The organism is Bradyrhizobium sp. HKCCYLRH2047, from assembly GCF_051168175.1.
Classification (GTDB): domain Bacteria; phylum Pseudomonadota; class Alphaproteobacteria; order Rhizobiales; family Xanthobacteraceae; genus Bradyrhizobium.
Genome location: NZ_JBNPUM010000005.1, coordinates 373,212 through 399,046, shown reverse-complemented (window position 1 = coordinate 399,046; position 25,835 = coordinate 373,212). Strand labels below are relative to the sequence as shown.

Sequence of the window (25,835 nt, the reverse complement as noted above, 5' to 3'; positions counted from 1 at the left end):
TGAGCCGCAATTCCGGATTAATTCTGTCGCGATCCTTTCGTGCCCGAGTGCGGCTTTTTTCCCACAAGAAGCTCCGCATCACGCCGCGATTTTGGCCGCGCTATCGCGCCAAATCGGTCACATCGGTGACGATGGACCTGGCTTTTCACCCTCAGGGGTCAGAGGCGTCGCGCCGACAACCTCTGCGTTTGTGGACAAATGATGGGCCGCAGTGGCGGCGAGCGGCGGCGGTACAGCACCGTCGCCGCGCGCGATGTCGCAACGGCGAGGGATCAGTTCGTCAGCACCACGCGTCCGACCACATGGCCGGCGCGCAGCGCATCGATCCACTTCTGTACGTCAGCCATCGGCTCCTCGCGCATCGGCGGCGGCTTGATCTTGCCGGCGCGCGCGAGCGCCATCAGTTCGTGCGCCTCGGCCAGCGTGCCGACCATGAAGCCCTCGATGGTCATGCGCTTGTACACCCATTGAACCATCGGCAGGGTGAACTGGCCGCCCATCAGTCCTGACACGACGATCTTGCCGCCGCGCGCTGCGACGGAGACCGCAAAGGCCATCGACTTCTCGTTGCCGGCGAAATCGACGATTTCGTCGAAGCCGCCCTCGGTCTCCTTGAGGATGCGCTTGATCACATCCGGCTCGGCCGGATCGTAGGCCGTCGCAGCGCCATTCTTCAGCGCGGTCTCGCGCGCGGCCGCCGAGAGGTCGGCCACCGAGATCGGCTGCTTGAACATGGCCTGCGCGAACGACAGGCCCATCATGCCGACGCCCCCGAGTCCGATCAGCAGCAAATTGCGCTGGCGCGGCCGATCCACGAGGCGCTTGAGCGCGCCATAGGCCGTTACGCCGGAGCACATCAGCGTCGCGGCCTGGTTGACCGGCAGCGGATCGTATTCCAGCAGATACTTCGCATCCGGCACCAGCACGTGGGTGGCGAAGCCGCCGTCGATCGAGACGCCGAGGAAGCGCTGCTTGGCGCACAAATTCTCGTCGCCATTGGCGCAGTCGCGGCACTGGCCGCAGCCGATCCACGGAAACACCGCGCGCCGGGCGCCGATCAGCTCCTTCGGCACGTCGGCTCCGACCTCGTCGACAACGCCGGCGATCTCATGGCCGAGCGTGAAGGGCAGGGTCATGCCGCGCGTGGTGTCCAGGCGCTTGCCGCCGCCGAGATCGGCATAGCCGTCCTGGATATGCAGGTCGGAGTGGCACAGGCCGCAGCGCTCGATGCGAACCAGAACTTCCCGGCCTTGCGGCTTCGGCGTCTCGACGATGGTTTCGCACAGCGGTGCGTCGAACTTGACGAGCGACTGACGGCGCATCAACGCCATGATGAAACTCCCTGAAATGCTTGTTGATTACGACTTGTTCTCGTCGCGACTATTGGTCAATTCGCGGGCCATGGCAACAAAGCCCGACACCGGAATGGTCTCGGCGCGGCGGGTGGGATCGACGCCTGCGGCGGCTGCGAGCCGCGCGGGATCCGCCGGCAGCGACTTCAGGCTCTGCCGCAGCATCTTGCGGCGCTGGCCGAAGGCGGCGGCGGCGACCTGCTCGAGCGCGCGGCGGTCGCAGGGTTCGGGCGACGGGCGCGGCACCAGCCGCACCACGGACGACGTGACCTTCGGCGGCGGCACGAAGGCGGATGGCGAGATGTCGAACAGGATCTTGGTCTCGCAGCGCCAGTTGGCGAGCACGCCGAGCCGCCCATAGGCGTCCTCGTTCTCGCGCGCGACGATGCGCTCGGCGACCTCGCGCTGAAACATCAGCACCATCATGTCGTACCAGGGCGGCCACGGCTCTGTAGAGAGCCAGCCGATCAGGAGATGCGTCGCGATGTTGTAGGGCAGGTTGGCGACGATCTTTGCTTTGGTGCTGCCGAGGTAGGGCCGGACGTCGAAGGTGCGGGCGTCGGTGCAGACGATTTCGAGCCGCCCCGGATAGCGCGCGGCGATCGCCTGCAGCGCCGGGATCGCGCGCTCGTCGTGCTCGACCGCGATCACGTGGCGCGCGCCGAGCGCGAGCAGCGCCCGCGTCAGGCCGCCCGGGCCTGGGCCGATCTCCACCACCGTGGCGTCCTCGAGCGGACCCGCGGCGCGCGCGATCCGGGCGGTGAGATTGAGATCGAGCAGGAAGTTCTGGCCGAGCGCCTTGCGCGCCGACAACTGATGATCGCGGATGACCTCGCGCAGCGGCGGGAGGTCGTCGATCGCGCTCATGATGATTGCTGGACCATGCGTGCGGCGAGTCGCAACGCTGCAATCAGGCTTGCCGGATTGGCGGTGCCTTTGCCGGCGATGCCGAACGCCGTGCCGTGGTCCGGCGAGGTGCGGATGAAGGGCAGGCCGAGCGTCACGTTGACGCCGTCGTCGAACGCCAGCGTCTTGAGCGGGATCAGCGCCTGGTCGTGATACATGCAGATGGCGCAGTCGTAGGTCTTGCGCGCAGCGTCATGAAACATCGTGTCGGCGGGCAGCGGTCCCTGCACGTCGAGTCCGGCATTGCGCAAGGTTGCGATCGCGGGCGCGATAATCGTGTCCTCTTCGGTGCCGAGCGTACCGTCCTCGCCCGCATGCGGATTGAGTCCCGACATCGCAATGCGCGGCCGCGACACGCCGAAATAGCGGCGCAGGCTCGCCGCGACGATGCGCGTCGTCGAGGTGATCAGCGGGCTCGTGAGCTGCTCGATCGCGTCGCGCAGCGCGACGTGGATCGTCACCGGCACGACGGCGAGCATCGGTGACCACAGCATCATGACAGGCTGCGGGGCCGCGCCGCCATCGGCGGCGAGCTCGGCGAGAAATTCGGTATGGCCGGGATGCGAGAAGCCGGCACGGTAGAGCACGGCCTTGGCGATCGGGTTGGTCACGACGGCGCTGGCGCGTCCGGCCCTCACGTCAGCCACGGCCTCACGGATCGAGCCGATGGCCGCCGCGGCACTCGTCGTGTCCGGCCGGCCCGGCAGGGCCGTCACGGCGTGCCCGGTGGAGACCACGGGCAGCGCGGTCGCAAACGCCTGCGCCGCTTGTTCGGGACGAACTTCGTCCACGGTGACGGGAAGGTCGAGCAGCCTGGCGCGCTGCGCGAGAAAGGCAGGATCGCCGCGCACGTAGAAGGGGGGAAGCCCGAGCTCGGTGCGGCGCAGCCACGCCTGCAGGGTGATGTCGGGTCCGATGCCTGCCGGTTCCCCCAGGGTCAGCGCGAGCGGCTTCGTCATCAGCGATATTCGATCATCGCCGCCTTGCGGACTTCCTGCAGATAGGCCTTGGAGGTGGCCTCGTATTTCTTGGTGTACATCTGCTCCTTGATCTCCCGCTTCTTCGGCGTGTCGATCGTGGTCGGAGTCCGCGAGCAGAGGGCCACCATCTGGATGCCCTGCCGCGTCGCTTCCGGCGGAGTCAGGTGGCCGATCGGCGTGTCATCGAGCAGCTTGCGCAGATTCGGCGGGATGTCGGCGGACGTCTTGACGACGATCTCCTTGATGACCGCATTCGCCGTCGTCTTGAAGATGTTATTGGCTTCGGCGCAGGTCTGCACCCGTGCGCGCAAGGCCTCGGCCTCCTTGTGCCGCGCTTCCATCAGGCCCTGGTTCGAGGAGTTCGACACGATCAGCACGATCGGCTGCATCTTGTACTCGAACGCCTGGCCCTGCTGATCGCCATCGCCGCCCGCGGCGGCGACAGCCGCGGCCACGTCCTTGTCGGAGACGATCAGGCGTTCCTTGTAGCGGCCGCGCACCAGGCTGCTCCAGACGATCTCGGCCTTGATGCGCGCCTTCAGCGTCTCCGGCCGTACACCCTGGCTCTCCAGCGATTTGGTCAACTGTTCCGGGTTGAGCCGCATGCGAGAGCCCATGCCGGCAAACGACTGGTCGACGTCGGAGGCGGTCGGCTCGACGCCAAACTTCTTGCCTTCCTTGATCTTCACCTTGTCGTCGATCAGCTCGTTGATGATCTCCTGGCGAGTCTGATGCTTGCGAGTGCTCAGGAAGTTCAGCTTGGTGCGCTGCTCGATGTCATAGTCGGTGATGGGATCGCCATTGACCATGACGACGATGCTCTGGGCGCGAGCCGACATCGTTCCGATGCCGCAGACGAGTGCGGCAAGAGTGCAGATGGCCAGGGCCCGAAGGCGAGGAGAGAACGCGATCGTCATGACCAAGCTTCGTTGTCGCTATTGATCCAACTGGAAGCGGCGCCACGGCTCCCAACGAGGGACTTTCGACCCCCACGGAGCGGCCCGTCGGAGACTGGCGCGCGCTACTGCAGGCCCCCAGCCCCGGTTCCCGTGGACGAGGAATTGGCCAGCGTCCGGAGTCCGATCTGGAGCATATAGGCATGGCTCAGAACGGGGGGAGTGGTGCCCGCCGTATAATTATACGACGTTACATAGTTGGCGGCCAGCACGAAACAATCGTCCACATAGCCGGCGCCGATCACATACTGGTTGATCTTGTTGGCTGCCAGATCCCAGCGCGCCGCACCCGTGACGACCCAGTTCGGCGCCACCTTGACCGAGCCGCTGCCGAGGATGCCCTCGCGACGGTCGAGGTAGCCGAGCGCCGGATCGGCGGCATAGTTGCCGTAGGTCAGGGCCACCGACCAGCGATCGAAGTTCGCCTTGGCTTCCGCCTCGAAGCGCTGGATGTTCAGGGTCTGCTGGTCGAACCGGCTGCGCATGCTGAACGTGTAGGTGCGGTTCGGCGAATAGTCGACGCGCGCCACGTAGTCCGAGGCGTTCTTGTCCAGGCCGGAACCGATCGCGGTGTTGTTGGCGTCCTGCACCGCGAACGAGTTCATCCCGAACAGGTGGTAGGACTGGCCGAACAGCACGTTGATGGTGCCGCCGCGGTCGAACTGCGTGGTGGCCTGGACACCGACATTGGCGCGGCCGCCGCCCTCGACGCGGTCATAGCCGGAGAACTTGTCGACGCTGAACAGGTTGCTGGCGTCGAACACCATGCTCTGGGCGTCCTCGTTCGGCAGCCGGCCGGCATAGGTCTCGTTCGGCCGGATGATCACTTGCGCGATCGGCTCGATCGTCGTCGTGCCCCATGGCTGAACGTTGATGAACGGATAGCGATATTCCAGGCCGACCGTCGGCATCAGGCGCAGCGCCTGGGTGTCCCCGGTCTGCAGGAAGTTGCCCACGCCCGGCTGGTTCGAGACGTTGGCGTTGATCGCGTCTGCGCGCAGGATCGCGAACGGCGTCCAGATCTGGCCGTAGGGATCCGTGAACGACCGCCGCCACTCCGCCTGCGCGGTCAGGCGGGTGTAGGTGCCGGGCGTGGCGCGCAGCAGGCACTGGGTGGGCAGGCGCGCCCGCGGATCGGCAGACACCGTCGTGCACAGTCCGGCGGTATTGGCCGTGGTCGTGATCGGGTCGAACACCGCCGTCTGGCGGCTCAGATTGACGAAGTTGGTCTTGTAGCTGAACTCGCCGCCGAACACGGGATAGTTCAGCACGTTCGAGTAATCCAGCACCGGATAGACCACCGGCACGGTCTGCTGGTTGCCCGAGAAGCTCAGATAATGGATCGCCCGGACGTCGAAGAAGCTGCGGCTGCCGACGCCGGTCAAGTAAAGCTGCGAGATCGCCTCGGTCGGGAGGCTCATGAACGAGTTGAACGGATCGCGATACTGCGCCAGCCGGTAATCCGACAGGAACATGTAGTCGGACAGCAGGATGCCGTCCCAGCCCCAGACCCATTTGTCGTTGAGCGCGAACTGGCCCTTGGTGTCGACGCCGCCGCGGAACTGGCGGTCGCCCGGCTGGCCGGCGAAGGCGTTGCGGTCGAGCTGATCGATGCCGTACAGGCGCACCTGATAGCCGCCATTGCTGAGGCGCTGGCGGAACTCGGTCTGCAGCAGCACGCCCTGCTTGGAGGTGATACGCGGCGTGAACGTCGCGTCGTAATCCGGCGCGATCGCCCAGTAATAGGGGATGTCGACGCCGAAGCCGTAGCCGCCGGTCTGGGTGACGCCCGGCATCAGGAAGCCGCTCTTGCGCTTCACCGTCGGATCGGGCGTCGAGAAATAGGGGATGTAGGCCAGGGGAACGCCGAAGAATTCGAGCTGGGCGTTCTCGAAATACAGCATCTTCTCGGTCTGGTCGTGGATGATGCGCGCACCCTTGACCTGCCACAGCGGCGGCTTCTTCGGATCGTCCTTGCACGGCGCGCAGGCGGTGTATACGCCGTTCTCGAAGACGGTGTAATTGCCCTTGGAGCGGTCGGCGCGGGTCGCCGCCATCCGCGTCTGGTCCTCGGTCTCGACGCGCAGCGAATCGACGAAGCCGTCGCGATAGTCGTCCGACAGATCGAGGCTGTTGGCGTAGGTGATCTTGCCGTCGGCGTCGGTCATGCGGATGTTGCCTTCCGCATGCAGGCGCTTGGTCTTCTGGTCGTAGATCACCCGGTCGGCCTCGACCGAGGTGCCGTTGTAGAACAGCTGGACGTTGCCGACCGCCGACACGCGCGAGTTGTTGTAGTCGTAATCGACCTCGGTCGCCTGCACCAGCATCTGGTTGTCGTTGGCGACGCGCGGCGGCGGCGCCTTGGGCGGACGCGGATTGTAGGTGAAGCCCTGCGCGACGGCAGGGGTCGGCGCCACGACCGCGGTCGCAGCAGCAACCATCAGGCCGAGCCCGCAGGCCAGAACGAATCCAAGTACGCCAGACCCGGCGCGACGCACGCGCGCGCAACCGGCGCGCGCAACGGCATGCTGCCGAAGCGCGGCGAGCGCTGTCTGACGGACGGCAACGAACGACACTAGCCGTCCTCCTGGTAGAGCAAAGCCATGAAACCGGTGAGGCCGCCGACGAACACCGGCAGCCACGCCGCAGCGATCGGATTCATCAACTCAGCCTTGCTCAAATCTTCAGTTACTTTCGACAGAACGTAGAGCAGAAACCCGGCGCCCACGCCACTCAAAACCATTTTCTGTACGCCACCCATTCGGAAGAACCTGAGCGACACGGACGCAGCCAGCATGACCATCGCAGCCAGCAAAAACGGCTGCGCGATCAGCTTATGATACTGCAGTCGGTACCCCGCGGTCGCGAAGCCTGAGCTCTCCGACGAACGGATGTATGTCGGCAGTTGCCAAAACGACACAGTTTCGGGGGTGGAGAAGCTGTTTCGGACCTGCGCCGGCGTCAGGCTGGTCGGAAGAATGTACGTCGGTTCGTCGACCGGTGGGGCATCGAGGGAGAATCGGCGCACGGACCGGAAGACCCACCGGCCTTCTTCCAGGGTCGCCTCGCGCGCTTCGATTCGTTCCTTGAAGTGCTTGTCCGTATCAAAACGGAACAGGGTCAGTCCGGTCAGGCGGACGCCCTGCTGCTCGCTGCGCGCGGCATTGATGATGACCGAGCCGTCGGGGTTGATCTGGTTGAGCCAGAAGCCGGCCGCATCCTGCACGCCGCCGCCCGGCGCTGCGCCGAACAGCTCGGCCTCCATCCGCTTGGAGAGCTCGCGCAGATTGGCCGACATCGGATTGTAGAGGGTCGTGGCCATCAGCCCGAGCACGATGGCGCTTGCCAGCGCCGGCGCGATGAACTGCCAGGCGGAGACCCCGGCTGCGCGCGCCACCACGAGTTCGAGTCGGCGCGACAGCGCGAGATAGCAGGTCATGGCGCCGATCAGGACGCAGAACGGCATCATCTTCTCGAGCAATTGCGGCACCCGGAACAGCGACGTCTCCGCCACCATCAGCGCCGAAGCGGAGGCAAGTCCGGAGGTCTTGCGCACCATCTCGATGTAGTCGACGAGCACGAGCAGGATGAAGATGCTCGCGAACACGCCGACCGCCGAGACCAGGAAGCGGCCGGCGAAATAGCGCCCGAGCGTGTTGGTGACCATGCTCATGCGGTGGCCGGCCTCCCGAACAGCCGTGCGATCCGCGCGTTCGAGCGGTTGATGGCTTCCATCAGCCGCGCCGGCGGCTCGACCACCACGCCGCCGATGATGATCCAGATGCTGAGGCCGAGCACGCCGAACAGCATGAGGTACTGCACCAGCGCCGCCATCGGCGTCTTCACGGTCATGACCGAGCAGGCGAAGCCCGCCATGCGCACGCCGAACACGGCGAGAATGGCGCTGCCGAACGAGAAGTTGCGGCTCTGGCGTGTCGTCCGCGGCGCGCCCAGGAATGCGAAGGTGAGGGCCGCGAAGGCGAACGGATAGATCGGCGCCAGGAAGCGGTCGTGCAATTCCTGGCGGAACTGTCCGGGGATCTGCTTGTAGATCGGATCGTTCTCGGCGGGCGCCATCAACTCCCACAGATAGCGCTCGCGAATGCCGAGCGTGACGTCGCGGCCCTGGTTCGAAAACTTCGACATGTCGAAGGCGTAGCGGGCGAACGCGACCATCGCCGGCTCGCGCTTGCCGAGCTCGAAGCGTTCCAGATTGCCGTCCTCGAGCACCAGGAACGAGCCGTCGGCATTCTTCACGACGGTGCCCTTCTCGGCGATGATCGTGATTCGCTCCTTGGGATCGCGGCGGTCGTCGATCAGGATGCCGGACAGCTCGCCGCCGGGTTGGCGCTCGCGGATCCGGATGGTCAGGTTCTGGTCGAGCTGCGCGAACCGCCCGGGCTGCAGGATGTTGGCGAGCACGTCGGCGGTGATCTCGGCATCCCACTGCTTGATCCGGCGCAGGCCGTCGGGGGCGAAGAAGGCGGCGATCAGCGTCACCAGCACGGCCACCGCGCAGGTGGCATAGGCGAACGGCACGAACAGCCGGATCGGCGACATGCCGGCCGCGTTCATGACGATGATCTCCGAATCGGTCGCAAGCTTGTTCAGCGTGTGCGAGACCGCGATCATCAGCGCGATCGGCGCGATGACGCCGAGCAGGGAGGGAATCACGAGGCCGGTGATGCCAAGGAAGGTCAGGATCGTCTGGCCCTGGCTGGTCATCAGGTCGATGCCGCGCAGCGCCTGCGTAATCCAGATCACGCCGGTGAGGCTGACCAGGACCAACGCGAACGACGCCAGCGTCGTGCGAAAGATGTACCTGTCGATGGACCCCATCGTCTGCGCTCGATCCCCAGTCATCTGTGCCGGAACGCGCGCTGCAGCCAACCCTCGCAACGGGCCCCCCAAGGCTGCAGTCGCCGTCACGTTCCGAAGGCGGTGAATATCTGTACCATCCCTTTGATCCGTCGACAAAATGGCTGTGGCATGGCGCCACGAAAATACGGTTAAAATTTCATCATTGTGACCGGTCCGCAACGCGGCGCTTGGCAGCCCCGGTCCGGGCAGGCCATACTGCTGCCAAGTTGGGTTCCGAACTGCCGCCATCCTGGTCTGGCCCTTGAGGTTTTCGGTCGGACGTGGCGGCTCATCACGTCGAAATTTGGAGGATTGCTTGATGTCCGACGCCGTCAAGGTCGGCTTCGTCCCGCTGTCGACCGCCCCGCGTGGCATCGTGGTGGCGTTCTGCGATGACACCCTGCGACTTGGAGTCGCGACCGAGAAGGCGCTCGGGGGAGCCTCGGACCTGATCAAGCGCGCGGCCGGGGCAGCCCGGTTCAAGGGCAAGGATGGTGCGGTGTTGGATCTGCTGGCTCCTGAGGGAATCAAGATTCAGCGCTTGATCGTCATCGGCATCGGCAAGGGCTCGGACCTCAAGGACAAGGATTTCCTCAAATACGGCGGGACTTTAGCCGGAAAGCTGAACGCCGGAACTGAAGCGGTGACGGTGCTCGCCGAGCTGCCTTCGGGACCGCTGTTGCCAGATCAGGTCAGCTCGCTGGCCGCCGGCATTCGGCTGCGGGCCTATCGGTTCGACCGTTACAAGACCAAGAAGAAGGACGAGGAAGGCGCCGTCAGCGCCAATGTCTCGATCGCCGTGGCCGACGTCGCGGCGGCCAAGAAGGCCTTCGCGCCACGGTCCCATGTCACCGACGGCGTGATCCTGGCGCGCGATCTGGTCAACGAGCCGCCGAACGTCCTTTACCCGGAGGAGTTCGCCAAGCGCGCTGCCGCCTTGCGCAAGCTCGGCGTCACCGTCGAGATCCTCGACGTGCCCGCGATGAAGAAGCTCGGCATGGGCGCGCTGCTCGGCGTCGGCCAGGGCTCGGCACGGCCGAGCCGCACCGTCGTGATGCACTACAATGGCGGCAAGCGCGGCGAGCAGCCGGTCGCGTTCATCGGCAAGGGCGTGTGCTTCGACACCGGCGGCATCTCGATCAAGCCGGCCGGCTCGATGGAGGACATGAAGGGCGACATGGGCGGCGCGGCCTGCGTGGTCGGCCTGATGCATGCGCTCGCCGCCCGCAAGGCCAAGGCCAACGTGATCGGCGCGATCGGCCTCGTCGAGAACATGCCGGACGGCAACGCCCAGCGTCCGGGCGACATCGTGACCTCGATGTCGGGTCAGACCATCGAGATCATCAACACCGATGCGGAGGGCCGCCTCGTGCTCGCGGACGTGCTCTGGTACGTCGCGACCAAGTTCAAGCCGAAATTCATGATCGACCTGGCGACCCTGACCGGCGCGATCATGGTCGCGCTGGGCACCGAGCATGCCGGTCTCTTCACCAACAATGATGATCTCGCCGACAAGCTGCTCAAGGCGGGGCAGGAGACGGGTGAGAAGGTGTGGCGGATGCCGCTCGGCCACGAATACGACAAGCTGATCGATTCGCAGTTCGCCGACATGAAGAATACCGGCGGACGCCATGGCGGCTCGATCACCGCCGCGCAATTCCTGCAGCGCTTCGTCAACGACACGCCGTGGGCGCATCTCGATATCGCCGGCACCGCGATGGGCGCGCCGAAATCGGAGATCAACCAGAGCTGGGGATCGGGCTACGGCGTCCGGCTGCTCGATCGGCTGGTGTGGGATTCCTACGAATCCAAATCCGACTCCAAGGCTGAAAAGGCTGAAGCCAAATCCGGCGCCAAGGCGTGACGTCGGGCGATGACTGAAGTCCTGTTCTACCATCTGCAGAACATGACCCTGGAAGGCGTGCTGCCGCCGCTGCTCGAGAAGTCGCTCGAGCGCGGTTGGCGCGTCGTGGTGCAGTCGACGTCCGAAGAGCGTGCGGATGCGCTCGATGCGCATCTGTGGACCTATCGCGACGATTCGTTTCTGCCGCACGCCACCTGGCGGGTGGCCGATGTGGCCGACCAGCCGATCGTGCTCGCGGTGGAAGAAGGCAATCCCAACCGCGCGAACGTACGATTCCTGGTGGATAACGCGCCGCTGCCAGCGGACTCGCACAGCTACGAGCGCATGGTGCTCGTGTTCAACGGCGATGATGCGGACGCGCTCGCGGCTGCGAGATCGGCGTGGACCGATTGCAAATCGCGGGGATTCGAGGTCACCTACTGGCAGGCGGATGAACGGGGACGCTGGCAGCGCCGACAATGATACGGAAGCCCGTGAAGCGCCGATGATGGCAGCGCCGCGTGATTAATGATAATCTGCCGATTTGCCGGCAGAGCGTTGGCAAAGCCACGAACGTGCCGCAAAGTGATGTTGGGACAACACGTTAGAGTGTCCACAGGTTGCAATTCAGCAAGGTTCATCGTGCGAGACCACACCAAACAGCTGACGCGCGCTCTGGCGTTCCTTGTGCTTGCCCCGGTCGTCGCCGGATGCTCGAGCACGCCCGATTTCCTGTCCAAGGACGCCGAGTGGTTCAACCGGCCGCAGCGCCTGTTCATCAAAAACATCTCGATCGATGCGCCGCCGCTGACGCCGGACAAGCCGGTCTCCGCTGAGGATCTTGTGAGCGCCGAAGGCGCATGCCCGGGCATGGCGCCTGCGGCCGGTGCTGCGGGCGCGAACGCGCTGGCGAATGATCCCGCCACGGCCGCGCCGGCTGTCGGCGGCACCGTTGCGCTCGGTCATACCGAATGCGACGTGGTGCGCGGCATCGGTGCACCCGACAACGTCAACATCTCGAGCAATGGCGGCGAGCGCGTGGCCACCGTGACCTGGCTGCGCGGCGCGCGCGCCGGCGTCTACACGTTCAGCTCCGGCCGCCTGACCTCGGTCGAGCGGGCGCCCGATCCGGGACCGGCGCCGAAGGTGGCGAAGCCCAAGGCGAAGAAGCGGGCGACCTGACGGAGGAGGCGGCCATGCAAATCACCGGCCTCCGTCGCGAGTTGGAGGAGGCCGGGTATGGGGTGCGCCGTGGTTTTCTTCCTCGCGAGTTGCTCGAGGCCGGCGATCGAATCAAGTCGCGAGCCGGTCGTGAGGCGATCGCGGAGCCTCATCTCGGATCCGTTGTCTCAGTCGGCTCGTCGGCCGATTTCGCGCCGATCATTCTGTTCGATGCACAGTATGAACTGTTGGAGCGCGCCGGATACCGGGATGCACGCTTTTTTGCCGGCTTCCTGATCTCCAAGCCGGCCGGATGTCCGAGGCTGCACTGGCACCAGGATTGGTGGGGCTGGTCGAGCGCTGCGAGCTACGCCGCCACGCCTCCAATTCTCTACTTCATGTACTACTTGACCGATACGAGCGCCGCGAACGGATGCTTGCGCGTGCTTCCCGGCAGCCATCGGCGCAAGAACGATCTCCATGCCTTGATCAAGGACCGGCCGACGCATCCCGATCGGATTCTGCCTGTCGACGACGTGCTGGTTTCCACACGACGCGACGAAGTCGATGTGACCGTTCGGAGGGGGGATCTGATCGTTCGCGACGGCAGGCTTCTGCATGCATCCCATGCCAACAATTCGAGCGAAGACCGCGCCTTGATCGTGTTGTCCTTCGTGCCCTTCTGGTCCGACCTGCCGGGGGAGCTGCAATGCGCCTTCGACAGGAAACGACCCAAGATCGAAAAATCCTGGCCGTCCCTAGAGGCCGAGCGCGTGCTGGCTCGAGCGACGGTCTACAACGGAGCGTCCTCGCCGATCCGTCTGCAGCGAACCCCGGACTTGAGCGACTGATCAGGCCGCTGCGTCCTCCGCATCCAACTCCATGACGACATCGGTCGCGCTCAACGTCTCGCCCGCACCGCGCCGGACCTGACTGATTGTCCCGGAATAGGGAGCTTTCACCGACAGCTGTGATTTGGCCGCCTCGATGACGTAGAGGACCTCACCGGTCTGCACCTTCTGACCCGCCTTGACGCAGACGTCGTAGAGCAGGCCGTCAAGTCGAGCGTAGAGCTGCTTGTTCATGTTTCGTCCTCCTGAAATCGCTTCAATCGAACCTCAAACATCAACGTTGTGTACCGAAAGTAGAGCAATTTTGAACCTGCCACAATGGCGCTTTCCAGCTTATGGATGTATGTAGGCATCATTGCTACCTCCAGCTCCGGGCATAGCGAGGCGCGCCATGAAGTGGTTCTTCAGCAAGTATCTTTTTGCAGCGATGATTGTCGTAGTTTCGTCGATTGCTGCGCGTGCCGACGTTCTGCCGGCGCCGTCGAGATGGACAAATCAACGAGGCTCGGTGCTCGAGATCTGGTCAGTCACCGATGGACAGGTGCGAGGACAATTCACCAACAACGCGCCAGGATTTGCGTGCCAGGGCATTCCCTATCCGGTATCCGGCAGATCGGCCGGCAGCGCCGTCATGCTGGTCGTGACGTTTGCTCAGTGCAATTCGATCACGCGGTGGAGAGGCCAGGTCGGCGGCAATCTACTCCGGACGAATTGGAATCTCTTCTACATTCAGCCCAACGGCGATCTCGGCAACCTGCCGGGTGCGGACCTGTTTCAGCGGACCAACTGATCCGGCCGCTCGCGCCGACCACGCATTCATCCGCGCGGGCCGCTGAGCGCGAGGGCATTCCGCGAAAGCCGAGTTGTCTGCGACTTTCCGCCGAATGCCCGATCCGAGGCTCGGGGCGCTTCAGCTCCCCGCCTCGTCATACAGCGTGCTGGCCTCCAGCCATTGCTCCTCGGCGCGCGCCAGCGCGTCGGCGGCATTGGCGCGCGCCTTCGACAGTTGCGCCGCCTGCTTCGGGTCGCGCGTGAAGATGTCGGGCAGCGACAGCGCGCCGTCGATCTTGGCGATGATCTCGGTGATCCGCGCGATCTCGGCCTCGGCCGCGGTGATCCTCTGCTTCAGCCCGCTCCGCCGGTTGTCGCTGCGGGGCCGCTCGGTCTTCTCGGCGGTCCCCTGCGGACGTTCGGTGTCTCGCGTGCCGGCACCGCTGCGCGACGACAGCACCATGCGCCTGTAGTCATCGAGGTCGCCATCATAGGTCTTCACGGTGCGGTCGGCGACGACCCAGAGACGGTCGGCGCAGGCCTCGATCAGATAGCGGTCGTGCGACACCATGATCACGGCGCCGGGAAAGTCGTTGATGGCCTCGGCGAGCGCGGCGCGGCTGTCGATGTCGAGATGGTTGGTCGGCTCGTCCAGGATGATCATGTTGGGGCCGAAGAAGGTCGCGAGCCCGAGCAGCAGCCGCGCCTTCTCGCCGCCCGACAGGCTCTTCACCAGCGTGTCTGCCGCCTTGCCGGAAAACCCGATCGCGCCGGCGCGCGCGCGCACTTTCGATTCCGGCGCATCGCCCATCAGCTTGCGCACGTGACTATACGGCGATCCGGTCTCGTCCAGCTCATCGAGCTGGTGCTGGGCGAAGTAGGCGATCGACAGCTTGTCGGCGCGCGTGACCTTGCCGGAGAACGGTGTGAGCCGGCCGGCGAGCAGCTTCACCAGCGTGGACTTGCCGTTGCCGTTGGCGCCGAGCAATGCGACGCGGTCGTCATTGTCGATGCGTAGGGTGACGCGGTTGAGCACCGGTTGCGCGGGGTCGTAGCCGACGGAAGCGTTGTCGACCGCGATGATCGGCGGCGACAGCAGTCGCTCCGGTGCGGGGAACGTGATCTCGTGCACGTCCTGGGTGACGAGCGCGGTGATCGGCTTCATCCGCTCCAGCATCTTGACGCGGGACTGCGCCTGGCGCGCCTTCGAGGCCTTGGCCTTGAAGCGCTCGACAAAGGCCTGCAGCCGCGCACGCTCCGCTTCCTGGCGCTTGACCGCCTTGGCATCGAGCATCTCGCGCGTGGCGCGCTGTTCTTCGTAGGAGGAGTAGCTGCCGCGATATAGCGTCAGCTTGCAACGGTCGAGATGCAGGATCTGGTCGACGGAGGTCTCCAGGAGATCGCGGTCATGGCTGATCACGATCACCGTGCGCGGATAGTGTGCCAGGTGATCCTCGAGCCACAGCGTGCCCTCGAGGTCGAGATAGTTGGTCGGCTCGTCCAGCAGGAGCAGGTCTGGCGCGGCGAACAGCGTGGCCGCCAGCGCAACCCGCATGCGCCAGCCGCCGGAGAATTCGGCGCAGGCCCGCGCCTGGTCCGTGGCGGAAAATCCGAGGCCGCTGAGAATCGCGGCCGCGCGCGCTGGCGCCGAATGCGCGTCGATGTCGACGAGGCGGGTCTGGATCTCGGCGATACGGTCTGCGTCATGGGCCGTCTCGGCCTCGTGCAGCAGCGCGTGCCGCTCGAGGTCGGCCCGGAGAACCACCTCGATCAGGCTTTCGGGCCCGCTCGGGGCTTCCTGGGCCAGGCTGCCGATGCGCCACCGCGGTGGCACGCTGATGCTGCCGGTCTCCAGCGACAGTTCGCCGCGGATCGCCTTGAACAGGGTCGACTTGCCGGTGCCGTTGCGGCCGACCAGTCCGACGCGGGCGCCGGGCGGAATCTGCACCGAGCTCTGGTCGATGAGAAGCCGTCCGGCGAGGCGGATGGAGATGTCGGTGATGGAAAGCATGCGCGCCTTGTCACCGCGCGCGCGGCCAAAGGCAACCGCTTTGTCGCGTCTCAGCGGCCGGATCGGCTCGTCCCGACCTCGTCGCGCTTGCGCAATTCGTTCATCAGCTCCGCGAGGGGAGCTGGCAGGTGAGAGCCGTCCGGCGGCAGGCTGCGTTGCAGGCGCTCACCGACGGCCTCGCAGATCGACCGGCTGGTCTTGCGATCGAGCGCGTCGCTGAAATCGGCGGTGCGGCCAGACATGACGGTATTCCACGGGCAGTTGCAGGACGATGCTGTAACAAGTCGTGACCGCTCGATTTGTTTCCGGCTCCCGACCGGAATACCCCGAAATGAGGTTGAAAGTGCACAAAAAAAGCCCCGGCGTGGGGGAGACGCCGGGGCAATGCGAGTTCGGTGCGGCGGGGGGCGGGTGCCGCGCCGAGGCTCGTATCAATAGCAGCGGTTGATCAACCGCCAGCGCGGTCCCCACGGGGTCGGAACCACGCGGCGCACGTAGCAGCCGCCATAGCCGTAGCTGTAGACCGGGCCGCCGACGAAGAAGCGCGGGCCGTAGAACGGACGGTGCCATCCGCCATAGCCGCCGTGCCAACCGCCCCCATGCCAGCCGCCGTGCCAATGAGCCGAGGCGGCGGTCGGGGCGAGGGCGGCTGCGCCGAGGGCAATTGCGGCCGCCGCGATGAGGGAGAGTTTGCGCAACATGATCGTCTCCTGGATGACAGCGCTGGTGGCGCCGAAATTGTCCGACGGATGAGGCTGGGAGAGGGCGGCCACCGGTCGTGCTGCTGGCTCGTCCCCGCCCGATAGCCACGACCTTAAGGCCCCTGAGCTGAACACGGGTGGCACGGACCCTTCAGACTATGTTCAGAATCGTGAAATTGTCGTAAGGCGTCCCGCCTCCGGCAGGGTCCCGGTCGCTTGCCGTCGGCCGATCGCGTCGATATAAGCCCGCAACTCACCCAAATCCCGCACCTCCAAGGACGACATCATGGCGATTGAGCGCACCTTTTCGATCATCAAGCCCGACGCGACCGAGCGTAATCTCACCGGCGCGATCAACGCGCTGATCGAGAAGGCCGGCCTGCGCATCGTGGCCCAGAAGCGCATCCGCATGACGCGCGATCAGGCCGAGACCTTCTATGCCGTGCACAAGGCGCGGCCGTTCTTCGGCGAACTGGTCGATTTCATGATCTCCGGGCCGGTCGTGGTCCAGGTGCTCGAGGGCGAGGGCGCCATCCTGAAGTACCGCGACGTGATGGGCGCCACCGATCCGTCGAAGGCGGCCGACGGCACCATCCGCAAGCTGCATGCGAAGTCGATCGGCGAGAACTCGGTGCACGGTTCCGACGCGGCCGAAACGGCTGCGATCGAGATCGCGCAGTTCTTCTCCGGCAACGAGATCGTCGGTTGATCGATCCTCGTGCGGCGGAGGGCGCCCTCCGCCGCACGACCGTCGTGTTCTACGCTGAACTTGTCTGAAAGGCCCGGCCGTGAACTGGCTATCGCAACTCGCCGATTCCGCCAGCTTCGGCCACATGCTCGCTCAATTCGAGGCCGACCTGCAGAGCCCGGGCTTCTGGCTCGCGCTCGGCAAGATCGTCTGGATCAACGTGCTGTTGTCGGGCGACAATGCGCTGGTCATCGCGCTCGCCTGCCGCGGCCTGCACGGCAAGCATCGCTTTTGGGGCATGGTCGCCGGCTCCGGCATTGCCGTCGCGCTGCGCATCGCCTTTACCGGCATCGTCGCCACCCTGATGGCGTTGCCGTACCTGAAGCTGGTCGGTGGGCTGGCGCTGCTCGTGATCGCTGCCAAGCTGCTGGTGCCCGAAGACGAGAACGACGAGATCGCCGCCGGCACGACGCTGTGGCATGCGGTCCGCATTGTCGCGCTCGCCGACCTCGTGATGAGCCTCGACAACGTGATCGCGGTGGCTGCGGCCGCGAACGGCCAGGCGTCGCTGCTGATCATCGGCCTCGCCATGAGCATCCCGCTGATCATCGCGGGTGCCGCGCTGATCATGCTGGTGCTCGATCGCTTCCCGCTGCTGGTCTGGCTCGGCGCGATGCTGCTCGGCTGGGTGGCCGGCGAGGTGATCGCGACCGATCCCGCGATCGAGCCGATGCTGCACCATCTGCTCGACGGCACCGTCGTCATCAACATCGAGGCGACCTCGGCGCTGCTCGCCGGCAAGACCACTCTCGCGAGCCATGTCGATGTCATGGAGACGCTGATGTCGCTGATCGGCGCCGGCGTGGTGCTGCTCGCCGGCTCGATCTGGCGTGGCCGCGCGCTGCAGCGTCAGGGCCAGCTGGAGCCGGTGCCGGCGCGGGGCGTCGATCTGCCGTAGCGGTCGTCTGCGCCAGCGGATCCGACCGCACGCGCCGTCAGGCTTCGGCGTCCAGCCGATCGAGGAACTCGCGCACGGTGTGAACCGAGCCCGTGTCGGCCGGCTGATAGCCGGGCAGGGCGGCGATGGCGCAATGGAAGTCGTCGCCCTTCATCACATCGAGGATGCGCCGCATCGGATCGCTCTCGAGAAACGACTGATGGCAGGCGAAGAAGTAGTCCTCGGTCAGGATACGGATGAAGTCCAGCCCGAACTGCCGCGCAGCCGCCTCGACGCCGAAGCAGGCGTCGGCCATGTCGCTCGCGACATAGGCCGCGACGGCAGCGTGGGTGAACTCGATCTGCTGCGCGCCATTGATGCGCGCCTCGTCCAATCCGTGCGAAGCGAGCAATTGATCGAACAGCAGGCGGGTGCCTGAATCATGATCGCGGTTGACGAAGCGAATCTTGCCATCCGCGATGTCCGCCAATGATCGGATCGACAGCGGATTGCCGCGCTTGACCATCAATCCCATCTCGCGGGTCACGAAGCTGATGACGCAGTCCTGCCGGGGATCGAGCCAATCCCGGCAAGCCTGGATGCTCTGTGCGCGCAGTTCGCCGCGCGGCAGATGCAGACCGGACAGGTCGCAGGCGCCTTGCGCGAGCGACACCAGCGAATGCTGGCTGCTGACATAGCGCAGATCGACGCCGACGCCCGGCTCGCGATCGAGCAGCTCGCGCAACTTGGCGACGGCGAAGCCGTGGCTTGCATGCACGCGGATTACGGTGGGATGCGGCTGCAGGAACGGCTTGATCTCGGTCACCAGCTCCTGCGCCAGATTGTCGAGCTGCGGGCCGAGACGGGCCTGCATGCGCTCGCCGGCCCAGACCAGCTTGTCGCCGAACGCCGTGAGCTTCGATCCTTTGCCGCGCTGGGTCTCCACCAGCGGCACGCCGAAGAATGCGGACCATTGCTCGATCAGATTCCAGACATGACGATAGGAGAGGTGCGCGTCATGGGCCGCGCTGGTGATCTTGCCGGTTTTCCTGATTTCGCTGAGCACGCTGAGCATCACGACGATGCTCTGCGGTCCGTCATCCCAGTGGAAGCGCCAGACGGGTTCGATCGCGATGCGCAGCATCGGACCTGCTTGTGAAGTCGGCTTCATATGATGGCCCGCCATAGGCAACAGATATCATATTTACGAACTCATATTTGCTCCTACGCTGGCATACAAGAAGCGGAGGAAATATGATGTCCATTGCATATGACTACGAACGCGGCTCCAGCGCGTCGCGCTATCTGGCGAAGCCGCTGCAGCTCCTGGTCGACGGCCGGCACGTTCCCTCCGTCTCGGGGCGCTCGTTCGTGTCGTTCAATCCTGCCACCGAGCAGCCGATCGCGACGATCGCCGAGGGCAACGCCGAGGATGTCGACCGTGCCGTCGCAGCGGCGCGGCGTGCTTTCGAAGGGCCGTGGCGCACGATGCGCGCAGCGGAGCGTGGCGCGATCCTGCTGAGATGGGCGCAGCTGCTGCGTGATCATGCCGACGAGATCGTCGAGCTCGAAAGCCTCGATGCCGGCAAGCCGGTTGCGGCCGTGCTGCGCCAGGATCTGCCCGCAGCGATCGATACACTCACATATTACGCCGGCTGGGCCGACAAGATCAGCGGTGAGGTCGTGTCCACGCGCGACGATGCCCTGACCTACACGGTGCGCGAGCCCGTCGGCGTCGTCGCTGCGATCGTGCCGTGGAACTTCCCGCTGATGATCGGAATGTGGAAGCTCGCGCCGGCGCTGGCCTGCGGCTGCACCGTCGTGATGAAGCCCGCCGAGCTGACCTCGCTGTCGGCGCTGCGGATCGGCGATCTCGCGCTCGAAGCCGGTCTGCCGCCCGGCGTTCTCAACATCGTGACCGGTCCCGGGCGCACGGTCGGCGAGGCGCTGGTCAATCATCCCGATGTCGACAAGGTTACGTTCACCGGCTCGCCCGGCGTCGGCCGCGGCATCATGAAGGGCGCGGCCGGCAACTTCAAACACGTGTCGCTTGAGCTCGGCGGCAAGTCTGCCAACGTCATCTTCGATGATGCGAACATCGAGGCGGCCGCGAAGGCCGCGGCCAGCGGCATCTTCTTCAACACGGGGCAGGTGTGCTCGGCCGGCTCGCGCGTGCTGGTGCAGGAGCGTGTCTATGACGAGGTTGTCGAGCGCCTGACCGAGCGGGCGAGGGGCTTACGGATCGGCGATCCGCTCGATCGTGCCACCTCGCTGGGACCCGTCATCTCCGAGCGGCAGATGAAGACGATCCTCGATTATGTCGAGATCGGCCGCAACGAGGGCGCTTCGCTGGTGACCGGCGGGGCGCGTGCCGCACCGCGTGGCTACTTCGTCAGCCCCGCCGTATTCGCCGGCGTCACGCACGAGATGCGGATCTCCCAGGAGGAGATTTTCGGACCGGTCGTCAGCGTGATCAAGTTCAGGGACGAGGCCGACGCGCTGCGCATGGCCAACGGCACCGCCTACAGCCTGGCCGCCGGCGTCTGGAGCCGCGACATCGGCCGCGTCCAGCGCCTCGCCAAGCGGCTGCGCGCGGGCACGGTGTGGATCAACACCTATGGCTACACCGATGTGCGGTTGCCGTGGGGTGGCGATCGCGACTCGGGACTGGGCCGCGAGCATGGCACGGCCGCTCTGGACAATTTCACAGAGCCGAAGGCCGTCTGGATGAATCTTGCGGTGTGAGCCAGGCGTCGGTTGACGCGGACGGCCGCCATTCGCATCGGCGGTCGTCTGCGCGATCCAACGGATCAGTCGGCCTTGGCGCCGGTCGTGATGATCGAGCCGACGTGGTGGCCACGCAGCGCCGCCGTCAGCCGTCCCGGCACCAGGCCGTTGACGACCTGGACCTGCGAGATGTGGCGTGCGTTGGCCATCACCTCGAGCAGCGTGCGGTCGAACGGCAGCGTGCCGTCCTGCCTGGCCAACGCATCGAAGCTGGTCTGACCCAGCAGTCTTGCTTTTGCCGCGTCCGGCCCGTTCGGGTCGACCGTGTAGACGCCATCGACGTCCTCGACGATCGTCAGTCCCGCGGCGCCGAGCGCATCGGCGATCAGGAAGGCGCCGGTGTCGGCCCGATGCGTCGGAATGCGCGAGGTCGGGAATTCGTGGTGGTGATAGGGCGGGAAGGCACTGCCGACCACTGCGCGTGCCGCGGTGAGATGAATCGCGAGCTGGTTGGCGATCGTCGGATGCTCGATGTAGGACACGCCTTCGCAGGCCAGCAGCGCCGCCAGGATGTGGCCGTTCTGGCCGGCCTCGCTGGCTGCGAGCGGTGCGAGCGAGCCGACCGGCAGGCCGAGATCGAGGCCGACGCCGTAGAGATGTCGGGCGCGGATACCTGCGCCGGTGAGGATCAGCAGCCGGTGCTCCGGCAGCAGCTTCCTGATCTCCTCGACCAGCGGCAGGATTGCCTCGGCGCCGCGGTCCATGATCGCGCGGCCGCCGATCTTGACGACCTGCAGCCAGGGCAGCAGCGCGATCGGGCGTTTGCCGGCGACAGGACGGGTGAGCTTGTCGTCGAGCAGCGTCTGGCGCGCGAGCGGCGAGGCGACGTGCTTGATGGTGTTGGTGTCAGCCATGGCGGTGGGGCCCTCAGCTCGCGGTGATGATGGTGCCGACGTGCTCGCCGGCGAGCGCACGGGTCAGATTGCCGGGCACGAGTCCGTTGACGATCTGGACCTCGCGGACGTGGCGCGAGGCTTCGAGCAGGTCGAGCATCGGGAACTCCAGGATGGAGTCCGCCAGACCCTTGGCCTTCATCTCGGGCACCGAGATCTTGGGAATGAAGGTGGCATTCTTTTCGGTCTTCGGATTGGCGGTGTAGAGGCCGTTCTCGTCCTTCACGTAGATCATCGCCTTGCAGCCGAACTGCTCGGCGACCAGGAAGCAGCCGGCGTCGGTGCGGTAGGGCGGGATGACACCATCGGCCGAAGGGCGCATCCACAGGCCGTAGGGCGGCATGCCGCTGAAGACGACCGCGTTGACCTCGGCGAGATAGAGCGGTACGGCGGAAAGACCCGCGCCTTCCACCGCCGAGATGCCGTGCTTGGCGAGCAACTGGCCCAGCATTGCCGCGTTCTGGTCGGCAACGGAGGCGCCGAGCTGCGACAGCACGCCGGCCGGCAGATTCAGTCCGGCGGCGATCGAATAGAGGTGGCGCGCGCGGGTGCCGGCACCGGTCCCGATCAGCATCTTGTGCGCCTTGCGGGCGGCGACGATCTCCTCGACCAGCGGATAGACGGCGGCACGGCCGCGATCGATCATGCTCTGGCCGCCGATCTTGATCACGGTGGCGTCGGGAAGGATGCGGAAGTCAGCCGCCGTTTCCGCCGCCGCAATCAACTGGGCGTCGGTGAGCGAGCGCTGCATCAGAAGCTGCTCGAGCCCGGCCGTCGTGGTTGCCATTGAAAAACGTTCCTTTCCTCGTGGATGTCCGGCCGGCGTGCCGGATTGGCTGCGCCGTCCACCCGCTCCTGACCGTTTCCCTGAGATGTCCTGGCAGCCGGCTCAATGCCGGCTATCGATCGCATATTGCCCGTGGAATACACGACCGTTCGTGGCCCCGACAATCGTCTGCGGAGCAGGTTGGCCCACGCTGTCATGCGCGAATATCGATCGCGCCGATCCCGCGGGTCCATCCAGTCAGAGAAAATCCCTTGGTATTTCAATTAGCTATATCGAGAATCATATAGCTTCACCCGAGCGGTTTGCAGGGTTTCCGACAATGCACAAAGTTTCGGCATAATCGCGCCGACTGCGGCCTGGCCCGATTGATCGCAGCGCCAGGTTGCCGGTGAACGGCAGCCGCGATCATTTGAGAAGCTCGCAGATCGTGGGTCGATTCTTGTCGAATACGGCGCAGCGCCGCGACACGCTCCACCACCACTGGTCCAGCGCGCGACGCGTGCAGGGCAGCCTCACGCTCATGCCCTGCGCGAAATTGATCCACTCGGCGAACCTGAAGCAGGGGACGGCGATCAGGACAGGGACATCCGCGGCCAGTGCCTGCTCGATCAGATAGGTCAGGCCTCCGCCTTCGCTTTCCTGGCGGCCGAAGCGGTTGACGATGAGAAGATCGGCGCCCTCGCTCAGCGCCCCCGCCACTGCTGAGCCCGCCTGCAGCAATTGGCCGACGTCGAGGCGGCAGCCGCCGGCTTGGCGCCCAAGCCGCTGCAGCAGAGAAATCTCGACACCGCTGTGCACCAGCGTCGCCGCGATCTCGTGCGCGTCGAGAGAGCGCTGGACACGCTGCACCAGTCCGACGGCACGAACGCCGCGAGCCCGAAGACGGTCTGCGAACTCTCGTAACAGCTGATCCGGCTCGTCGCCCTGATCATACACCAGGGCAGCGAGGTCGCATTCGGCGTCGAACATCACGCGCTCCGGAGTGAAAATGACGGTGGACCCGTTTGCGGGAAGGCCGCGGACAACTGTCCGCGGCCTTCATGTGGCTCAGGCCGTGAGGCCCGGTCCGTTGATGATCTGCAGCTGGGTGAACTCGGCGAGGCCTTCCTCGGCGAACTCGGTGCCGATGCCCGATTGCTTGGCGCCGCCGAACGGGATGTGCGGCGCCATGTCCAGGTGCTTGTTGATCCACACCGTGCCGGCCTCGATCTGGGTGGCGATCTCATGCGCGCGTTTCGGATCGGACGACCAGACCGATGCGCCCAGGCCGTAGCTGGTGCCGTTGGCGCGGCGGATGACGTCGCTCGGGTCGGAGTATTTGATCACCGGCAGCACCGGTCCGAACTGCTCCTCGTCGACCAGCTTCGAGCCTTCCTTGATGTCGCGCACGATCGTCGGCTCGATGAAGTAGCCGGGACGATCCATCGCAGCACCTCCGGCGATGACCTTGCCGTTCTTGTGCGCGTCGTCGAGGAACGCCTTCACTTTCTCGTATTGCATCCTGTTCTGCAGCGGCCCGAGCTTGGTGCCCTGTTTGGAGCCGTCGTCGACCACGGTGTTCTTGGCGATCGCGACCAGCTCGTTGCAGATGTCATCATAGACGCTCTCGTGCACGTAGAGCCGCTTGATCGCTAGGCAGACCTGCCCGGAGTTCTGGAAGGCGCCCTCGAAGATACCGGGCGCGACGGTCTTCGGATCGACGTCGTCGAGCACGATGCCGGCGTCGTTGCCGCCGAGTTCGAGCGTGATCCGCTTCAAGGTCTGCGCGGCACTGGCCATCACCTTCTGTCCCGTCGCGGTCGAGCCGGTGAACGAGATCTTGCGGATGTCCGGATGCCCGGTCATGCGGTCGCCGAGATCGTTGGCGTCGGTGATCACGTTGAGCACGCCGGCCGGCAGCACGTCCTTGACCAGCTCGGCGAATTTCAGGGTCGAGAGCGGCGTGGTCGGGGCCGGCTTGACCACCAGCGTGTTGCCGGCGAGCAGGGCAGGCGGCAGCTTGAAGCCCAGGATCAGCAGCGGATAGTTCCAGGGAATGATGGCGCCGACCACCCCGAGTGGACGGCGATAGGCTTCGACCTGGCGGTCGCCCGAACTCTCGATCACGCGCATCGGCAGCTCGAGCGTCGCGAGATAGCGGAAGAACGCGGCCATGCCGAGCACCTCGCCGGTGGCGTCGGTGAGCGGCTTGCCCTGTTCGCTGGTCAGGATCCGGGCCAACTCGCCCGAATTGGCTTCGATGATGTCGGCCATCTTGCCAATGAGCCGGCGACGCTCCTCGATCGCAGTCGCGGCCCAGGCGGGGAAGGCCGCCTTGGCGGCGGCGACCGCCTGGTCGAGCTGGGTTTCGGAGGCCCGCGGACACTGCGCGAGCACCTCCTCGGTCGCCGGATTGATCACCGGCATGGTCGCGGCGCCCGGCACCAGCGTGCCGCCGATCAAAAGATGATAGTCGCTCATCGGCATGACTCTCCCTGCAAGATATGGCACTTCGGCCACGTTATATCTGACGCTATATCACGATGAATACAGCAACGCCACCGCGGCATTTCCGCTGCCGCGCTGGACGCGATGGCATTTTTCGCTATAGTCATACGGAAATAACGGTGAATTGATGTGGAGCCATCATGGAGCTGCGGGCCAAGGCGCTGACGGTCTGTGAGGTCGTCGACGACGGTGAGACGATCTCGCTCGGGTTCGAGGACGCGGCCGGCAATGCGGCGGCGCTCAGCCTCTCGGTCAGCCAGGCCGGCGCGTTGGTCATGACGCTGCCCGGCCTCCTCGAGCTGGCGCTGCGTACGCGTTATGGCGACCAGGCACTGCGCTACGCCTATCCGCTGGCGTCCTGGACCATCGAGCAGTCGACGGATTCGACGAAGCGCATCATCACGCTCGCAACGCCCGACGGCTTCAGCGTCCGGTTCGCGATTCCCGACGATCAGCAGAACGTGCTCGGCGAGGCGCTGCTGATGCGATACCCGTCGGCACCGGCGATCCGGCCGAACTGATCGCGCGGGGACCGATCCGAACGTTGGTCAGGCCAGGGATTTCCTGCCTGTTTCGAGGGCGGCGGCCGGCGCGTCGGCGTCCTCCGATGCCCTGCGAGAAGCACGATGGCCGTCATATGTGTTGCCGTTACCGTCTCCGATCACTGGGTCGGTCAGCAACCGTCGCGGCCGGATCACAAGCCGCTCCACAATGCTGCGGCACGGTGCCGCGCCTTTGACAAGTACCTCAGGGCGCGATCGTCTGTTTCTTATAATCTTAAACCCGTTCGCGCCGCCGCGACACCACCACGTCGAGCTCCACTGGTCGGGCCCTGATTGGAATTGTTTCGAATTGGACTTGCGC

Annotated in this window: 25 protein-coding genes; 9 read left to right on the top strand and 16 right to left on the bottom strand. The window is 65.4% G+C overall.

The window, feature by feature from the left end:
- Window positions 1-272 precede the first annotated feature (272 nt).
- From ACQR1D_RS15105 to lptF, 7 genes are all read right to left on the bottom strand, one after another.
- Entirely contained in the window at window positions 273-1,331 is a 1,059-nt protein-coding gene (locus ACQR1D_RS15105) for an alcohol dehydrogenase (RefSeq protein ID WP_434840008.1), read from the bottom strand.
- A 27-nt stretch (window positions 1,332-1,358) separates the two neighbouring features.
- Window positions 1,359-2,219, bottom strand: a complete 861-nt coding sequence (rsmA, locus tag ACQR1D_RS15100) for a 16S rRNA (adenine(1518)-N(6)/adenine(1519)-N(6))-dimethyltransferase RsmA (protein ID WP_316180914.1) — start codon at window positions 2,217-2,219, stop codon at window positions 1,359-1,361.
- Window positions 2,216-3,217 carry a 4-hydroxythreonine-4-phosphate dehydrogenase PdxA gene (pdxA, locus tag ACQR1D_RS15095; RefSeq protein ID WP_434893869.1) on the bottom strand — a complete coding sequence of 334 codons (1,002 nt, stop codon included), beginning with the start codon at window positions 3,215-3,217 and terminating at the stop codon, window positions 2,216-2,218. The genes rsmA and pdxA overlap by 4 nt, the downstream gene beginning before the upstream one ends.
- A complete protein-coding gene (locus ACQR1D_RS15090; RefSeq protein WP_315800292.1) occupies window positions 3,217-4,155 on the bottom strand; it encodes a SurA N-terminal domain-containing protein in 939 nt (312 codons plus the stop codon). Before ACQR1D_RS15090 ends, pdxA begins: the two co-directional genes overlap by 1 nt.
- Window positions 4,156-4,259: 104 nt before the next feature.
- Window positions 4,260-6,770: an LPS-assembly protein LptD gene (locus ACQR1D_RS15085; protein WP_316180910.1), complete on the bottom strand. Its 2,511-nt coding sequence runs from the start codon at window positions 6,768-6,770 to the stop codon at window positions 4,260-4,262.
- A complete protein-coding gene (lptG, locus tag ACQR1D_RS15080) occupies window positions 6,770-7,867 on the bottom strand; it encodes an LPS export ABC transporter permease LptG (RefSeq protein WP_316180909.1) in 1,098 nt (365 codons plus the stop codon). The genes ACQR1D_RS15085 and lptG overlap by 1 nt, the downstream gene beginning before the upstream one ends.
- Entirely contained in the window at window positions 7,864-9,033 is a 1,170-nt protein-coding gene (gene lptF / locus ACQR1D_RS15075; protein ID WP_315800289.1) for an LPS export ABC transporter permease LptF, read from the bottom strand. Before lptF ends, lptG begins: the two co-directional genes overlap by 4 nt.
- Window positions 9,034-9,373: 340 nt before the next feature.
- Between lptF and ACQR1D_RS15070 the strand changes: the two genes are divergently transcribed.
- From ACQR1D_RS15070 to ACQR1D_RS15055, 4 genes are all read left to right on the top strand, one after another.
- On the top strand, window positions 9,374-10,918 hold the full coding sequence (locus tag ACQR1D_RS15070) for a leucyl aminopeptidase (protein WP_316180907.1): 1,545 nt from the start codon (window positions 9,374-9,376) through the stop codon (window positions 10,916-10,918).
- A 9-nt stretch (window positions 10,919-10,927) separates the two neighbouring features.
- Window positions 10,928-11,380, top strand: coding sequence for a DNA polymerase III subunit chi (locus ACQR1D_RS15065; protein WP_434848351.1), 453 nt, complete (start codon window positions 10,928-10,930; stop codon window positions 11,378-11,380).
- Between the two features lie 204 nt (window positions 11,381-11,584).
- Window positions 11,585-12,079 carry a hypothetical protein gene (locus ACQR1D_RS15060; protein ID WP_315800445.1) on the top strand — a complete coding sequence of 165 codons (495 nt, stop codon included), beginning with the start codon at window positions 11,585-11,587 and terminating at the stop codon, window positions 12,077-12,079.
- Between the two features lie 14 nt (window positions 12,080-12,093).
- Window positions 12,094-12,909 carry a phytanoyl-CoA dioxygenase family protein gene (locus tag ACQR1D_RS15055; protein WP_434893870.1) on the top strand — a complete coding sequence of 272 codons (816 nt, stop codon included), beginning with the start codon at window positions 12,094-12,096 and terminating at the stop codon, window positions 12,907-12,909.
- On the opposite strand, the gene ACQR1D_RS15050 is transcribed toward ACQR1D_RS15055, so the two are convergent.
- Window positions 12,910-13,143, bottom strand: coding sequence for an acetyl-CoA carboxylase biotin carboxyl carrier protein subunit (locus tag ACQR1D_RS15050; RefSeq protein ID WP_315800285.1), 234 nt, complete (start codon window positions 13,141-13,143; stop codon window positions 12,910-12,912).
- A 157-nt stretch (window positions 13,144-13,300) separates the two neighbouring features.
- Here ACQR1D_RS15050 and ACQR1D_RS15045 point away from each other — a divergent pair, with 157 nt between their 5' ends.
- Window positions 13,301-13,699 (top strand): avidin/streptavidin family protein, encoded by a 399-nt coding sequence (locus ACQR1D_RS15045; protein WP_315800284.1) that lies wholly within the window; start codon window positions 13,301-13,303, stop codon window positions 13,697-13,699.
- A gap of 120 nt (window positions 13,700-13,819) precedes the next feature.
- Here ACQR1D_RS15045 and ACQR1D_RS15040 read toward each other — a convergent pair whose 3' ends face one another.
- The 3 genes from ACQR1D_RS15040 to ACQR1D_RS15030 all read right to left on the bottom strand — a co-directional run bounded on the left by ACQR1D_RS15040 (window position 13,820) and on the right by ACQR1D_RS15030 (window position 16,392).
- Window positions 13,820-15,691, bottom strand: a complete 1,872-nt coding sequence (locus ACQR1D_RS15040) for an ABC-F family ATP-binding cassette domain-containing protein (RefSeq protein WP_434889242.1) — start codon at window positions 15,689-15,691, stop codon at window positions 13,820-13,822.
- Window positions 15,692-15,741: 50 nt separating this feature from the next.
- Entirely contained in the window at window positions 15,742-15,933 is a 192-nt protein-coding gene (locus ACQR1D_RS15035; protein WP_434893871.1) for a hypothetical protein, read from the bottom strand.
- 189 nt (window positions 15,934-16,122) lie between these two features.
- Complete coding sequence (locus ACQR1D_RS15030; protein WP_315800444.1) at window positions 16,123-16,392, bottom strand: sulfur globule protein precursor; 270 nt, start codon at window positions 16,390-16,392, stop codon at window positions 16,123-16,125.
- A gap of 286 nt (window positions 16,393-16,678) precedes the next feature.
- Here ACQR1D_RS15030 and ndk point away from each other — a divergent pair, with 286 nt between their 5' ends.
- Window positions 16,679-17,101, top strand: coding sequence for a nucleoside-diphosphate kinase (gene ndk / locus ACQR1D_RS15025; RefSeq protein WP_315712380.1), 423 nt, complete (start codon window positions 16,679-16,681; stop codon window positions 17,099-17,101).
- Between the two features lie 79 nt (window positions 17,102-17,180).
- Window positions 17,181-18,038, top strand: a complete 858-nt coding sequence (locus ACQR1D_RS15020) for a TerC family protein (protein ID WP_315800281.1) — start codon at window positions 17,181-17,183, stop codon at window positions 18,036-18,038.
- Between the two features lie 37 nt (window positions 18,039-18,075).
- Here the strand turns inward: ACQR1D_RS15020 and ACQR1D_RS15015 are convergent, their stop codons facing one another.
- On the bottom strand, window positions 18,076-19,161 hold the full coding sequence (locus ACQR1D_RS15015) for a substrate-binding domain-containing protein (RefSeq protein WP_316180900.1): 1,086 nt from the start codon (window positions 19,159-19,161) through the stop codon (window positions 18,076-18,078).
- 113 nt (window positions 19,162-19,274) lie between these two features.
- Between ACQR1D_RS15015 and ACQR1D_RS15010 the strand changes: the two genes are divergently transcribed.
- Window positions 19,275-20,762, top strand: a complete 1,488-nt coding sequence (locus ACQR1D_RS15010; RefSeq protein ID WP_434840038.1) for an aldehyde dehydrogenase family protein — start codon at window positions 19,275-19,277, stop codon at window positions 20,760-20,762.
- Between the two features lie 65 nt (window positions 20,763-20,827).
- On the opposite strand, the gene ACQR1D_RS15005 is transcribed toward ACQR1D_RS15010, so the two are convergent.
- The 4 genes from ACQR1D_RS15005 to ACQR1D_RS14990 form a co-directional block, all read right to left on the bottom strand.
- Complete coding sequence (locus tag ACQR1D_RS15005) at window positions 20,828-21,658, bottom strand: molybdenum storage protein subunit alpha (protein ID WP_434840013.1); 831 nt, start codon at window positions 21,656-21,658, stop codon at window positions 20,828-20,830.
- Between the two features lie 13 nt (window positions 21,659-21,671).
- Entirely contained in the window at window positions 21,672-22,484 is an 813-nt protein-coding gene (locus ACQR1D_RS15000) for a uridine kinase (protein WP_316180895.1), read from the bottom strand.
- A 405-nt stretch (window positions 22,485-22,889) separates the two neighbouring features.
- Window positions 22,890-23,453, bottom strand: a complete 564-nt coding sequence (locus ACQR1D_RS14995) for a DUF2478 domain-containing protein (protein WP_434840014.1) — start codon at window positions 23,451-23,453, stop codon at window positions 22,890-22,892.
- A 78-nt stretch (window positions 23,454-23,531) separates the two neighbouring features.
- On the bottom strand, window positions 23,532-24,944 hold the full coding sequence (locus ACQR1D_RS14990) for an aldehyde dehydrogenase family protein (RefSeq protein WP_316180892.1): 1,413 nt from the start codon (window positions 24,942-24,944) through the stop codon (window positions 23,532-23,534).
- A 167-nt stretch (window positions 24,945-25,111) separates the two neighbouring features.
- Between ACQR1D_RS14990 and ACQR1D_RS14985 the strand changes: the two genes are divergently transcribed.
- The gene (locus ACQR1D_RS14985; RefSeq protein ID WP_315800275.1) at window positions 25,112-25,492 is read left to right on the top strand and encodes a hypothetical protein; all 381 of its coding nucleotides are present in this window, start codon (window positions 25,112-25,114) and stop codon (window positions 25,490-25,492) included.
- Window positions 25,493-25,835: the final 343 nt, after the last annotated feature.